Genomic DNA, 13,425 nt, shown 5'->3' with positions numbered 1-13,425 from the left:
AATCGTTCGTGAGAAAACAACTTCTTACCAGCTTCCCGTTCAGCGCCTTTTTCCCTTGCAGGCTAGAATCGTTCGCCAGGTAAAAGATAGGCCCGTGAAGGATCAAGAAAATCTTTATTGTCTTCCAGCTCATAGGAAATCACCATGAGGGAGGCAATAACACGGGTCATCTCAAGCCTGATACTAATGTTGGTTTGAACAATTTCTTGTTTTCTAAGAATTTTTATGGCACTGCGCGCTGTTAAGGCCGTTCGGCCGTGTATACCGCTAAACTGGGTCATACGTCGAACAACAACCTGAATCACCTGAATACAGGGTTTAGGCATTTGATTCCGCTGGATCGCCAAACGTAAATTAATAACATTTCGTCCAATAGTCATGGCAGAAAGTGTGCCTTGCATATAGGCTTCCGTTATGGGCGTGGGCAGATATCCGGCATGGCGGATTAGGCGTACAAAACGTTCTACATTCCGGCCAATCCAGGATTGAATGGAAGGAATTGGCTCTGCTGCTGCAATATGGCGCAGGTCTGAGAGGGTAATTTGCCTAAGGCGCCGCCGTTCTTTGATGGGGTTGAAGGGAAAGGCTAGGTCAAATACGGTTACCGCTAACCAAATGCCTGCTAATATGGCCAAGGCTGTGTTAAAGAAGGCGACTTCGTTGATGCGCCCCGTATTATTAGGGGCAATCAGGGCAGGCAGAAAGGTGTTATAGGCTGTGGCGGGGGCAGCTAGTTGCGGTATTCTAGAGGCAAGCCCTGCAATAAACATTGGTGGAAACAGGCATAAGGCCAGAACTTCGTAGGAAGCAGGGGTGGGAAGAACCAAAAAGTTAAGGAAAAAGGCAACAAAGGTTACGACAACAGTGCCCTTAAAGAATTGGTATGAAGTAATACTGGCCAAATCCGTAATGGAAAAGCGCCCAATAGTAAGGGCTCCAAGGGTCAGCATGGTTGAAAAGCTAGACCAGGCGGTAATTTCCCAAAACAGGGCACTCACCATTATGAACAAGGCAGATCGCAGCCCGTTGACAAGGGCTTCCTTCGGGTCATGAAAGACAGCGTTATGAAAGTTAAAATCATCCCTTTTCACAGGGTGAAGGGTATGATCAAATTCAAGCAACGCCTGATTCATTTCGGTGTAGATGTCTGAAAGACCTTGGTAGATAATACGCTCATTGAGCAAATGTAAGGCATGCTCTTCCTGAAGGGAGTCGGTATTATGTTCAGCGACAGTGCTGACCTCTTCAGAGAGGAGATCAATAATTGTTTTGCGGCTAATGGACAGGAGGTTATCGAGTTCAACCCGCAGGGGTGTAATAGAGTCTCCCACCAGAAGTTCGGGAACCTTACCAAAGAAATTTCGGGTTTTATCCAAGATATTGGCCAGGTCTTTAGAGGAGGTATTCACCGATTTTAACCGCGCAGCCAAACCAAGGGTCCTGGACAGTAAAATAGAGATAGAGGAAAGGGCAGCCCTTGCGTGATCTCCCTCATGGCCATGACCACCAAGCTCAATTTCATGGAATTCGATTTGGTTACTCATGGTAACGATGCTGGAAAATAATAGCCGTGAGCGCCCTAGGGCCTTGCTATCTCCTGCCAGTAGGTCGGCAATGGCAAGAGAGGCTCCCTCAATGGCAGAATGGAGGAGGCGGTTAAGATTTCCACGGGCTTGTTCTACAAGGTTATAGGTAAAAAGGGCTGAAAAGGCAGTTTCTACAACCACGCCGAGTGTAATATATGTAAAGCGTGACATGCCGATTATAAAAGCATCATTCGGGTTGGATATCGCATCAATAGAAATGGTGGCCGCAGTATAGCCGGCAAGTACCATAGCATAGGCCCGAAAGTTATCGGTAAAACTGGCAAGAAAACTGCATAACCCCATCCAAACGGCCAAGGTTAAAAAGAATAACCCCCATTCTTGCGGGAAGGCGGCAATAAGAGCCACTCCTACAATAGTCCCCACAATGGTTCCATAAAAACGCCATTTGGCTTTTGAAATACTTTCCCCACGGCTTCCCTGGGCTACAATCCATACCGTCATTGGGGCCCATGCGGGGCTGTCTAGTTCCATCCACATGGCAATGATAAGGGCGATAAGGGCTGCAATTGTGGTGCGAACAGAAAAAAAGAAAGCTTCCGGTGTAGGGGCAAAAAGCCACTTTAGGGGAATTTTTTTGTTTAGGAAGGGGGTATATAAAATCCAGGAACGATAAAGTTTAAAAACCCAGTTTGAAACGAGAGTATTGACGTGGGTCATGATAATAAAACGACATGTCAGGAATGTTGAAAGAATAGCAGAAGAGAAAAGAATATTAGCATCAGCTATACAGGTTTTTATGATGTGGAATATCCAAAATCCCTTGAAGAGTCAAATTTTGAAGCGTTATGGATGACGAGAGATGAGCTATTTAATTGATACAAAGATGAAGGGGAGACATACCAGGAAGCAAAATCCTTGCCTTGTCTTGTCTTACCAATTGCTGATTGGGGATGTCTCCTGGTAGACTGCTCTGAGTAAAGAAGACGACTATGGCTCAATTGTTCAATGGCAAACCTGGTTTAGGTTCTTATAGTTCTATGGTGAGTTTAAGTTTTATGGTGAAGAAAAATGAAAATCTAGTGGCGAGTTTTCATTCGACTTTGCTGACGTAAGACATTTTCAATCCAACTATTGAGCTTGGCTGTATTATGTTCTGCCTCTTGGAGGTTAATGTAGACATCTGGAAAACGTAAGGCAAGCCATCGCCAAGCGACAAGGCGTTTATAGCGTTTTTCTGCTAACTCTAATTCTTCGCGACTGGTTTTTTCTGGCGCGGGTAGGTGGCCTGTTCCAGGGGGGAGAATTTGTTGGTTTGTCGCATGTTTAAGGGCCCATCGTGTAAGCCTGCTTATACCTTCATCGCGCTCATCAATTGGGCATAGTGCGTAAGTCCACCGTTGGGAAAGGGTAAGGTCGGGAATGCCTTCAAGGGCGGCAGCAATGGCAAAAGATTGGCTCATATCCGCTAGGCGATAGTTGGGGTCGTCAGCCCTGAGGACAGCACGGTTAATGCGGGTGAGCACGCCAAATAAACTTTCGGAGCGTATTTCTTCGGCAATGGCTTGAATAATTTCAATGTCGGGTTGTACAAGCGGGCGTAACTCGGTTGGCGGTTGGGTTGGAGCCTCGAGATGGTGTTTTATAAAGTGTGGGTTTCCAGCTCCGGCAAGAACAGAGACAATCCCTGCATCATGATGGCCATAACGGCCTGCACGCCCGCCAATTTGTTTTACTTCCTGGGTGGTGAGGTCACGGATCTGGCTACCATCAAACTTGCGGAGGGTAGCAAATATAATACGCCGTATCTTCAGGTTTAGCCCCATGCCGATGGCATCTGTCGCAACAAGGATATCGGCCTGCCCAGAGTTAAAACGCTGGGCTTCAGCTCGCCTTACTTCTGGGCTGAGGGCACCATACACAACAGCAACCTTTTTGTTCTGGGCAAGCAGGGCTGCCCGGATATCAAGTACATCACGGCGAGAAAAGGCAATAACAGCATCTCCTTTTTTGAGGTTAGAGAGCCGTACAGGGTTGAGCGAGGCAGTGAGGGGGGTTTTACGCTGGAGGCTAATTTCATCAATCGGGTCATCGCAGAGTTTGGCAATGCGCCTAATAATGGGTATAGCCTCAGGTGCGCCCAGAATATAAAGATGGCGGGCCGGAACCCCCATAATGGCTGCCGTCCAGGCAGCACCCCTGTCTTCATCAAATAACATTTGCGCTTCGTCAATAATGGCAACATCCACGGGGGAATGAAAAGGGCACATTTCAACAGTGGCCGCCAGAAACGGGCTGGAGGGAACCAGAATACGTTCCTCACCCGTTACTAGTGACGCCGAGAGGCCATATTCCATTAATGTTTCGCGGAACTCATGGGCCAGGAGCCTGAGGGGGGCGAGGGCATATCCACTTTGGGAATCGGCAAGGGCTCGTAAAGCCATATGGGATTTGCCGCTGTTGGTGGGGCCAGTAACAAGGGTAATATGGCGTTTTAAGGCTCGGGCGGTGGCAAAGTGGCTTGCATAACGGTCTAGGGCTGCAATATTGGCAATGGTGGCATTCTGGACAGATTTATCGCCCGTATCAGCCTTTTTTGAAAGGGAAATCCATGCGGCATGGGGTTTATCGGTATGGCGATCATGCTTTTTGTTGGAGTGTTTCTTGCTTTTGGAGTGCCCTTTCTGGCGCCATTCATGCACTTTAAAGGCCAGTTTTGCAACTTCCTCCGGGTCGAACTGCCATATTTCGCGTTCGCCTTGCTGAAGGCGACGTACAACGGGAATACGCTGCTCAGCAATCCAACGTAAAGCCTCTTTTGTCGAGCAGGAAAGAAGTTCAGATACAGTATGAAAATCAACGAGAGAGTTTTCCCAGTTTTCGTGTCTGGCCTTTTCACTGGCGAGCTTTAGGTGGGTTTGTTTCTCAACAAGTTGGATTTTGGCTTGTTGCTCCTTATAGGTGTGGATTATACGGGAGCAAAACTGGTGTTGATCGGGCACCTTAAAGGTCTTGGCAATCACTCCTGCTACCGCTTCCAATTGCTTAGCCGATAAAGGAGCGGGTTTTGTTTCTTCAATCTCCGAAATAAGGAGGTCAAACGCGTGTTCGGGCTGAGATGTGGCCTGAGTTAAGCGGTTTGCTAGGGTTTTTTCAAGAGCTTGAAGGAGGTCGCCATCATCGGGTTCCGGTAGGGTAATAGTGTGGGCAGCTGATAAAATATCTTCCCGTGATGCCCAGGCGATAGAGTGGCTTTGGCAAAGGGCTATAAGTCTGCTGGTCCATTTTTTGCGGCGGACATCACAAACAAGACGGATGAAAGAATTGGCTGGGAGAATAAAATCATCTAGCTGTTCGGTTTTCTCTAACCGTGGGGGGAGAAGGCGGGCGATACGCCGTAACAGAAGGGGGATTTCCCGCCTTTCAAGGGAAAGGCCTGTTTGAGCCACAGCATATTCCATAGCCTGCTCTGCAGGAGACTTATGCATCATGAAAGATATGTGATGTTGAAATGTAAAGAAGCTGAAAGATCAATGAAGGGCAATGGGATATCTTGCGTAGGAGAATTTAGAAAATAGTCGGCAAAGGGGTTTTTACAAAATGGGCTAGTTTTTGCAATTTTGTACTCTTATATAGGATAACCAAAGCAGAGATAAAGGATAAAATCATAGGAAAGAGGATCAGGAGGAAAGATGAGATGAAAAATAACACACAAAAAAGCAGGAAATAGGGACTTTTGAGGCTTTTTGAATGTTAGAGATGCTCGGGCAGGTATTTTCCTGTTGCAAAATATTGGCAGTTCTGTTTTTTCTTACTCCTAAAGCTATCCTGTTTTCCAGAATATTATGGTTTTTCCATCTCTGTGGGACTGGTGGCTGGCATGAACAGAGCATGTCGTGCTTATTAACCCAATAGATCAAGCCAGATAGCCTATCAGGCATGGTAAAGCCCCAAGTTTAGTGGAGGAGAAGCACTCAAATGACCGTCAGTGAAACATACAGGCTGGCACCGCCGACTAAAGAATATAGCCATTTAAATGCAGAAAAAGTGCTTAGCGTTCACCATTGGACTGATCGATTGTTCAGTTTTACCTGCACGCGTGATCAGTCCTTACGGTTTGAAAACGGTCAGTTTGCCATGATTGGTATAGAAGTGGAGGGCAAGCCTCTTCTGAGAGCTTATAGTATTGTAAGTGCCAATTATGAGGAAAATTTAGAATTCCTGTCCATCAAGGTGCCCGATGGCCCGCTTACGTCAAGGTTATGTCATGTCCAGGTTGGAGATACCGTTCTGATCGGGAGAAAACCGACAGGCACTTTGTTGTTGGATAATTTACGCCCGGGGCGTAACCTCTATTTTCTTTCAACAGGTACGGGTTTGGCCCCTTTCTTGAGCCTTATTCGTGATCCTGCCAGTTATGAACGGTTTGATAAAGTCATTCTGACCCATACTGTTAGGGAGGTCAAAGAGTTAGCCTATCGGGATTATATTACTAAAGAACTGCCTTCCCATGAATTTCTGGGAGAGGACGTGTCAGCAAAACTTCTTTATTATCCCGCTGTAACTCGTGAGCCTTTTCCCGTTAATCAGCGTATTACAACCCTGATAGAAAACAGTAAGGTTTTTACGGATCTGAATATCGATACGCTTGATCCAGAACATGACAGGGTGATGATTTGTGGCTCTCCAGAGATGTTGGCTGATACAGAAAATCTTTTAAAAAACCGTGGTTTTGATGAAGGGAATAATAATCATCCTGGCTCTTATGTGGTTGAAAAAGCATTTGCTGAAAAATAATACATTAGACGATTTGGTACCTATATCTTTTGGTACCTATACTTTGCCGGAACCCCAAGGGAATAAAGGGATGTTGCTATGGCCTTTGATTTTGATCTTCTCGTAATTGGCGCAGGCTCTGGGGGGGTGCGTTGCGCACGCATTGCGGCATCTCATGGTGCCAAGGTGGGGATCGTTGAGGGAAGGCACTGGGGGGGGACTTGCGTCAATGTCGGGTGTGTTCCAAAAAAAATAATGCTCTATGCCAGTGAATATAGTGGCATGATTGAGGATAGTCGGGCGTTTGGGTGGGATGTTTCACCCCCTAATCACCAGTGGTCTGTGCTGACTTCAGCCCGAAATACTGAGGTTGAACGCCTGAATGGCATTTATGTCAGCATGTTGCAAAAGGCAGGGGTTGCTCTTTTCACCGGTATGGCCGGGTTTGTGGATGAGCATACGGTTTATATTGCTCCTTCAGAGCTAGACCCCAACGGAAAAGAGCAGCGTATAACAGCAGAGAGAGTGGTTATTGCCACTGGCAGTAAGCCGCATTTTCCCAGTACTATTCCAGGGATTGAGCATGCCATTTCCTCTGATGATATTTTTCATCTTGCTGAAATGCCTCAAAAAATCTGCGTGATCGGAAGTGGCTATATTGGGGTTGAGTTTTCGGGAATTTTTGCAGGCCTCGGTGCAGAAGTTCATCATGTTTATCGTCAAGACCTGCCTTTGCGGGGGTTTGATAGGGATTTGCGCATCGCCCTTCATGAAGCCATATTAGAGCGTGGTATTCATCGCCATTCAGGGGTTCATCCGTTGCGTATTGTGCCAAAAGGAAATCAGCGCCTGGTTGAGCTTGATGAAGGCATTACCCTAGAAGTTGATAGCGTATTATTTGCGACAGGGCGCCAACCCAATATTCAAAGCCTTGCCCTCGACAAAGCTGGTATTAAGGTCGATGAAAATGGCAGTATCGTGACCAATTCCTTACAAGAGACTTCTCAGCCGCATATTTATGCCATTGGAGATGTTACGAACCAGTTAAATTTAACGCCAGTTGCCATAGCAGAAGGGCATATGTTGGCCGATAGGCTCTTCGGTAAACCCCATTATGATTGGTCTTTTCCTACAACCCCTAAAGCTGTTTTCTTTTCACCTCCTATTGCAAGTGTTGGCCTTTCGGAGGAGGAAGCTGCTGCGCTGGGCGATGTTGATATTTATGTTTCGCGTTTTACACCTATGCGTCGGACCATCACCAAGCGTTCTGGCAAGGTTGTCATGAAAATTGTCGTTGATACTCCTTCCCAGAAAGTTTTGGGCGTCCATATGATGGGTGAGGATGCTCCAGAAATCTTACAAGGGATTGCTATTGCTGTTACTGCAGGGCTGTATAAGCATGATTTTGACCGCACGATAGGCATTCACCCTTCTATGGCAGAAGAGCTGGTAACAATGCGTACCCTGACCCGGCAGGTTAAAAAAACAGGGTAAGGTGAGGTCACCAAACAGATGTTTCCTTCTTGAGAAGGCTTGCTAATAGGAAGCCCGAGAGAGCAGGAAACCAGAGAGATTGTCTGGCTAGAGCTTGTCTGTCTGGCCAATTGAGGTCATGACGAGGGTATCCTTCGCGATGATATTTTTCTCAGGTTTTAATTTGTGTATCTACCAGCAAACTCATAATCGTGCCTTCAGAGAGGCACTATAGCCCAATAAGAATAACTCTAAAGGCCTTAGTTATAAGGTAAGTTTTAGCGGTTTCCGTGAGGGGCCAACCAACCATTGCCTGTGGCATCACCCAATTGGCCTTGTTGTGTGGGGTTACTTGCCTGGAAGGCAGAACCAAAGCGGGTGATATTAGCACCCGTTACAGGGTCACGGTGCATTTTGTTTCCCCGGTCGGGGTCAGGGCCGCTCTGCATTTCCATAGAAGGAGCATAAGAATAGCCACGAGGTAAAACATTCTTTTGCCCATGGACCGTAACGTTTTCATCAGCAGATGACGATTTCTCCGCATTGGGTGTTGTCACAGAAGCACTACTGCTCTGCGCCATAACGGGAGAGGAAAATGAAAGGAGCCCCGTAAGAAGAAAGGTGCTGAAAAAGTGAGTTCTTGTCAAAAAAGAGTTGTTAATCATGAGCGCCATAGGAATTAAAGGCCAATGAAATATGCCTTTTTTATTATTAGGGTAGTCCTGAACAGACTATTGAGAGCTTACAAAAATTCAAAGGAAATAGAAAGTTTTTTCTCATAACCCTCTCAAAATAATCAGTCCAACCAGCGAGGCTGATCAGCCCTAAGAGCGAGAAAGGAAGGAGAATTTAAGAGAAAGTTCTGCTTTGCTAATCATGGTCAGTATAGGCCGCTAACCTATCCCCGATCCACTGGATAAGACAGACAAAGATAATAAGAACCACAACAACAATGAGCATAATATCGATACGAAAACGCTCATATCCATAGCGGATTGCTAAATCACCCAGCCCGCCGCCTCCCACTGCTCCAGCCATGGCTGAGGAGCTAACAAGAGTCACAAGGGTTACGGTAAAACCGGAGATAAGCCCTGGAAGGGCCTCGGGGATCATAACCTGACGGATAATGAAAAACTTTCCAGCTCCCATAGCATGGGCCGCTTCAATAACGCCATGGTCTACTTCTTTTAAGGAAACCTCGGCGATACGGGCAAAATAAGGAACAGCGGCAATGGAAAGTGGGACAATCGCAGCCCCTGTACCAATAGAAGTACCGATAATAAGGCGAGTGAGAGGGATAAGGGCAATAAGAAGAACAATAAAAGGAATAGAACGTACCGCATTAATAATCCCGCCCAGGGTTTGATTGAAAACAGGGAGCGGGTATAGACCATTTGGCATGGTGGTCACGAGCAGTAATGCTAGTGGAAGCCCTCCTAAAAGAGAGAAAAAACCGGAAACGGCTGTCATTTCCAGCGTCTGCCAGATGGATTTTTCTATTTGCTCAATAAGGAAAGGTGACATAGCCCAGCATTTCCAGTGTGTCTATAGGGTAGGTGCGGATAATTTTTTGGGCCTGCTCAACTTCTTGCGCTGGGAAAGCCAGAAATAAGGTGCCAATAGGGATATTACCGATGTGAGAAATTCCGCCTTCCAGTAAAATAGGCGTTAAATGATGTATGCTTTGGAGCTCAGCAATAAAGGGGCTGCGGATAAGACTCCCCGACATATTCACTTGGAGAATGGCATAATAGGCGTACTCCATGGCGGAGGCAGGGGAGGTAGATGGGATGGGGGGAAGGCTACTAACGAGCTTTTGAAGGATTGTTTTGGGAAGTTGTGGGCGAATTTCCTGGAGCATGGCTTTAGTAATGGCTTCTCGTGGGTGTGCAAACACATTGCTTACCAAACCCTGTTCTGCAATTTTCCCCCCATTTAGGACCATCACATAACGGGCGAGGTTTCGAATAACGCTCATCTCATGGGTGATAAGGACTATGGTAAGGTTAAGTTTTTGGTTAATGGTTTGGAGGAGCTCAAGAATAGAGCGTGTGGTCTCAGGATCGAGGGCAGAGGTCGCTTCATCGCAGAGGAGCAAAGCAGGTTTTCCCGCTAAAGCCCTAGCAATACCCACACGTTGTTTTTGGCCGCCGGAAAGCTGAGAGGGGTAAAAATCAGCATGCTGGTCTAAACCAACAAGTTCAAGCAGTTCTGTAATACGGGTGCTTCTCTCTTTTTTGGGGATACCAGCAATTTTAAGGGGGAGCGCAATATTGTCAGCCACCGTTTTTGATGACAGAAGGTTGAAATGCTGAAAGACGAGGCCAATCCGTTGGCGCAAGGAGCGGAGTTTTTTTTCTGAGAGTTGTGAAAAATCTTGCCCCTCAATAAGAATACGCCCCTGATCTGGCCGTTCCAGCCCAGCAAGGCAGCGCAAGAGAGTGGTTTTACCAGCTCCCGAATGCCCGATAATGCCAAAAATCTCTCCCCGTGGGATGGAAAGGCTTATATTGTCGAGTGCTGTTTTTTTGCCGTATAATCGGGTGACATTCTCAAATTTAACAACGATCTCATCTGAATTCACAGTTCTTGAAGTTGTAGAAAGCTCAGGAGGAGTCACCTCTAACCCTACGGAAGTTGGGAGAGAAGAAGAGCTGATACGATCATTAAAACTGTCCTTCTCAAGAAGGGTGATGCCATCAGCTGCCAGCTTATCACCGAGGGGATTGTGAGAGTAGGGAAGAGTATCCATGAGCTTTACTAACAAGGCAGAACTATCAAGCTGGAAAATACAGCGAATGGAAGAAGATTAAGGTAATGGTTTACCAAGCGGGCAAGATGGCATTTTTAAAGGTTTGAAGCATATAGGTTTTAACCTTTTCAGATTGAAAAGCCTTGATAAGGGCTTTGGTCTCTGGTTTATCTTTGTCTTCCTTGCGAACAACTATGAGGTTGATATAGGGATTGTCTTTTACCTCTTCATGAATAAGGGCGGTGTGGGCATCCAGGTTGGCAGCAATGAGGTAGTTGGTATTAATGGCAGCCATTTCCACATCAGCCAAGGAGCGGGGAAGCTGAGCACCATCGAGCTCAATAAATTGGAACTTTTTGGGGTTTTCCTTAATATCGGCCAGGGAGGTTAAAAAGGAGTGGGCTTCAGAAAGGGTAATAAGCTTGTGGGCTGCCAGCAGATTAAGGGCCCGCGCCTGATTAGAGGAATCGCTGGGAATAGCAATGCGTGCTTTTTCAGGCAATTCGGCAATGTTCTTTATTTTTTTGGAGTAAAATCCAAGCGGCTCAACCCAAATAGGGGCAACGGCTATGATATTATATCCCCGTGCTTTAATTTGTGCATCTAAAAAAGGCTGAGTCTGAAAGGCGTTGGCGTAAATATCGCCACTGGCTAATGCCTCATTGGGGAGGGAGTAATTGCTAAAGGTCACAAGTTCAACATTTAAACCATGACTTTTTGCAACATCAACAGCGACACGGGCAATATCTTCTTCTGGCCCAGACATAATGCCAAGTTTAAGGGCGTTATTTTTGGCATGGGCTAAGGGCATGGATCCGCTGCTGAAAGCTGCAAATGCTGCAAATGCTGCAAACGCAGTCAATTTTAAGAGAGAACGCCGCAAATGAGCTGTTGCCATATAAAAATACCTTATTGTTGGTCCAGAAAATTTGGTCCAGGCTAAAGACAAAAAACGTACAATTTTTTCAATATTACACAATTTCTGTATTTTTTAGCAATCGATTTTCTATGGAAGCTTGTGCGGAAGCTTTTCGCTACAAGGAAAGATCTAAAATTTTCTTTATAATCTACTAAAAAAAGTAAAAATTTTTCTTATCTTCCAGTATAGTAAAAACTCTAGCTTGGGTGGGCTGAGTGGAGTTTGTAAGAGTTTGGTCTTTTAAGGGCCTCCGATAAGCTGTATGATCAAGCCCTCACATGGGGAAGAGATATGGAGAAACAGCCAGGCTGCACAACACAATAAGGGTTAATGGGCATATGGATAACACAGAGAATACACGCACCTCCTCGCGGGGGGCAACGTCCCAATCAGCTGAAGCGGGAGTGGGGAAGGTTAAAAATTGGTCAGCATCAAGCTGGCGCAATTTTCCTATCAAACAAGCTCCCGAATATCCTGACCAAGCAGCCCTAACGGCTATGGAGGAAAGTCTGAGCCATTACCCTCCTCTTGTTTTTGCAGGGGAGAGCCGTACTCTGAAACAACGTTTGGCTTTGGCAGCTGAAGGAAAGGCCTTTGTTTTGCAAGGGGGCGCCTGTGCTGAGAGTTTTAGTGAGTTTAATGCCGTTATTGTAAGGGATACTTTTCGTATCCTTCTACAAATGGCGGCTGTTCTGGCTTTTGGGGCCAAGGTTCCTGTTGTGAAAGTTGGGCGTATGGCAGGGCAGTATGCCAAGCCACGTTCTTCTCCTACAGAAACAAAGAATGGGGTTGAGCTCCCAGTCTATAGGGGGGATATCATCAACGGCCCTGAATTTACCCCTGAAGCCCGAATACCAGACCCTAAACGGATGGAGACGGGGTATTTCCAGTCTGCTGGTGTTCAAAACCTGTTGCGGGCTTTTGCAAGCGGGGGCTATGCCAACTTGCACGAAGTTCATCGGTGGAATCTAAGCTTTGTTGAGCGCTCTCCTTTGGCTGATCGCTATCGCTCTCTGGCAGAGAAAATTGATGAGACATTGGCGTTTATGGAAGCGTGTGGGTTAACGGCTGATACGCCCCAAATTCGGGAAACAGAGTTCTATACCTCTCATGAGGCTCTTTTATTGCCCTATGAACAAGCCTTGACCAGAGTGGATTCCACTACAGGGGATTGGTATGATTGCTCTGCCCATTTTGTATGGATAGGAGATCGTACACGCCAGCCCGATGGAGCGCATGTTGAGTTTTTGCGTGGTGTTAAAAACCCTATCGGTATTAAGGTAGGGCCGACAACAGCGGTGGAAGACATTGAAAAGCTGCTGGATATTCTTAACCCCGCAGATGAAGCAGGGCGTATTACCCTTATTTCCCGTATGGGGGCTGAAGGGGTGAAACGCTACTTACCAGCCCTGTTAGGCAAGGTATTAAAGACGGGCCGAACAGTAACCTGGCTGTGCGATCCTATGCATGGCAACACCATCACGACAGCCAATAAAATTAAGACTCGCTCCTTTGATTCCATATTGGCTGAAGTAAAAGGATTTTTTGATGTGTTTGCTGCCGAAGGGGGGCAAATTGGTGGTGTGCATTTTGAGATGACCGGCCAGAATGTCACCGAGTGTGTTGGCGGTGCTCATCATCTCACCGAATCTGATCTTGCAGCCCGCTATGAGACCTTCTGCGATCCACGACTCAATGCAGAACAGTCACTGGAGATGGCTTTCTTGCTGGCTGAAGAACTTCAGAATAGGCATAAAACTCGCATTCAAAGCGCAGCTTAAGCTTTAAATAGAGGCAGGGGTCTATAATAGATGTCTGCCTTTTTTATTATGGTAAAGGTGGTTGTTCATTATCAACAGGCCAAGGCAAGAGAAGAGAGGGAATCCTTTAAAGGACACCCTTCTCTTCAAACTCACCAATATTTATGCAGTGTATCACGGTAAGAAATTGGCAATGATCTT

At 46.4% G+C, this 13,425-nt stretch carries 10 protein-coding genes; 4 read left to right on the top strand and 6 right to left on the bottom strand.

Going from position 1 to position 13,425, the window contains the following annotated elements; genetic code table 11:
• Positions 1–62 precede the first annotated feature (62 nt).
• Positions 63–2,264 carry an FUSC family protein gene (locus JGUZn3_RS11470; RefSeq protein WP_203413637.1) on the bottom strand — a complete coding sequence of 734 codons (2,202 nt, stop codon included), beginning with the start codon at positions 2,262–2,264 and terminating at the stop codon, positions 63–65.
• A 359-nt stretch (positions 2,265–2,623) separates the two neighbouring features.
• Complete coding sequence (locus JGUZn3_RS11465; RefSeq protein ID WP_203413636.1) at positions 2,624–5,035, bottom strand: helicase-related protein; 2,412 nt, start codon at positions 5,033–5,035, stop codon at positions 2,624–2,626.
• Between the two features lie 487 nt (positions 5,036–5,522).
• Between JGUZn3_RS11465 and JGUZn3_RS11460 the strand changes: the two genes are divergently transcribed.
• On the top strand, positions 5,523–6,341 hold the full coding sequence (locus JGUZn3_RS11460) for a ferredoxin--NADP reductase (protein WP_203413635.1): 819 nt from the start codon (positions 5,523–5,525) through the stop codon (positions 6,339–6,341).
• Positions 6,342–6,419: 78 nt separating this feature from the next.
• The gene (gene gorA, locus JGUZn3_RS11455; RefSeq protein ID WP_203413634.1) at positions 6,420–7,814 is read left to right on the top strand and encodes a glutathione-disulfide reductase; all 1,395 of its coding nucleotides are present in this window, start codon (positions 6,420–6,422) and stop codon (positions 7,812–7,814) included.
• A gap of 257 nt (positions 7,815–8,071) precedes the next feature.
• On the opposite strand, the gene JGUZn3_RS11450 is transcribed toward gorA, so the two are convergent.
• From JGUZn3_RS11450 to JGUZn3_RS11435, 4 genes are all read right to left on the bottom strand, one after another.
• Entirely contained in the window at positions 8,072–8,350 is a 279-nt protein-coding gene (locus JGUZn3_RS11450) for a hypothetical protein (RefSeq protein WP_203413633.1), read from the bottom strand.
• A gap of 313 nt (positions 8,351–8,663) precedes the next feature.
• On the bottom strand, positions 8,664–9,317 hold the full coding sequence (locus JGUZn3_RS11445) for a methionine ABC transporter permease (protein WP_203413632.1): 654 nt from the start codon (positions 9,315–9,317) through the stop codon (positions 8,664–8,666).
• Positions 9,298–10,545, bottom strand: a complete 1,248-nt coding sequence (locus JGUZn3_RS11440; protein WP_203413631.1) for a methionine ABC transporter ATP-binding protein — start codon at positions 10,543–10,545, stop codon at positions 9,298–9,300. Before JGUZn3_RS11440 ends, JGUZn3_RS11445 begins: the two co-directional genes overlap by 20 nt.
• 70 nt (positions 10,546–10,615) lie before the next feature.
• Positions 10,616–11,443, bottom strand: coding sequence for a MetQ/NlpA family ABC transporter substrate-binding protein (locus JGUZn3_RS11435; RefSeq protein ID WP_203413630.1), 828 nt, complete (start codon positions 11,441–11,443; stop codon positions 10,616–10,618).
• Between the two features lie 359 nt (positions 11,444–11,802).
• On the opposite strand from JGUZn3_RS11435, the gene JGUZn3_RS11430 reads away from it, so the two are divergent.
• Both JGUZn3_RS11430 and JGUZn3_RS12710 read left to right on the top strand, forming a co-directional pair.
• The gene (locus tag JGUZn3_RS11430) at positions 11,803–13,245 is read left to right on the top strand and encodes a class II 3-deoxy-7-phosphoheptulonate synthase (protein ID WP_203413629.1); all 1,443 of its coding nucleotides are present in this window, start codon (positions 11,803–11,805) and stop codon (positions 13,243–13,245) included.
• 30 nt (positions 13,246–13,275) lie between these two features.
• Positions 13,276–13,407 carry a hypothetical protein gene (locus JGUZn3_RS12710; protein ID WP_275402844.1) on the top strand — a complete coding sequence of 44 codons (132 nt, stop codon included), beginning with the start codon at positions 13,276–13,278 and terminating at the stop codon, positions 13,405–13,407.
• The last annotated feature ends 18 nt before the right edge of the window (positions 13,408–13,425 follow it).

The organism is Entomobacter blattae, assembly GCF_014672835.1.
Taxonomy (GTDB): Bacteria; Pseudomonadota; Alphaproteobacteria; order Acetobacterales; family Acetobacteraceae; genus Entomobacter; species Entomobacter blattae.
Note: the sequence above shows the minus strand (reverse complement) of the source record. Positions and strands in the feature narration are given on the sequence as shown.

Excerpts from the sequence above, each read along its gene's own strand:
- JGUZn3_RS11470 (WP_203413637.1), bottom strand. The coding sequence starts at position 2,264 with ATGACCCACGTCAATACTCTCGTTTCAAACTGGGTTTTTAAACTTTAT.
- JGUZn3_RS11445 (WP_203413632.1), bottom strand. The coding sequence starts at position 9,317 with ATGTCACCTTTCCTTATTGAGCAAATAGAAAAATCCATCTGGCAGACG.
- JGUZn3_RS11430 (WP_203413629.1), top strand. The coding sequence starts at position 11,803 with ATGGATAACACAGAGAATACACGCACCTCCTCGCGGGGGGCAACGTCC.
- gorA (WP_203413634.1), top strand. The coding sequence starts at position 6,420 with ATGGCCTTTGATTTTGATCTTCTCGTAATTGGCGCAGGCTCTGGGGGG.
- JGUZn3_RS11465 (WP_203413636.1), bottom strand. The coding sequence starts at position 5,035 with ATGATGCATAAGTCTCCTGCAGAGCAGGCTATGGAATATGCTGTGGCT.
- JGUZn3_RS12710 (WP_275402844.1), top strand. The coding sequence starts at position 13,276 with ATGTCTGCCTTTTTTATTATGGTAAAGGTGGTTGTTCATTATCAACAG.
- JGUZn3_RS11435 (WP_203413630.1), bottom strand. The coding sequence starts at position 11,443 with ATGGCAACAGCTCATTTGCGGCGTTCTCTCTTAAAATTGACTGCGTTT.
- JGUZn3_RS11460 (WP_203413635.1), top strand. The coding sequence starts at position 5,523 with ATGACCGTCAGTGAAACATACAGGCTGGCACCGCCGACTAAAGAATAT.
- JGUZn3_RS11440 (WP_203413631.1), bottom strand. The coding sequence starts at position 10,545 with ATGGATACTCTTCCCTACTCTCACAATCCCCTCGGTGATAAGCTGGCA.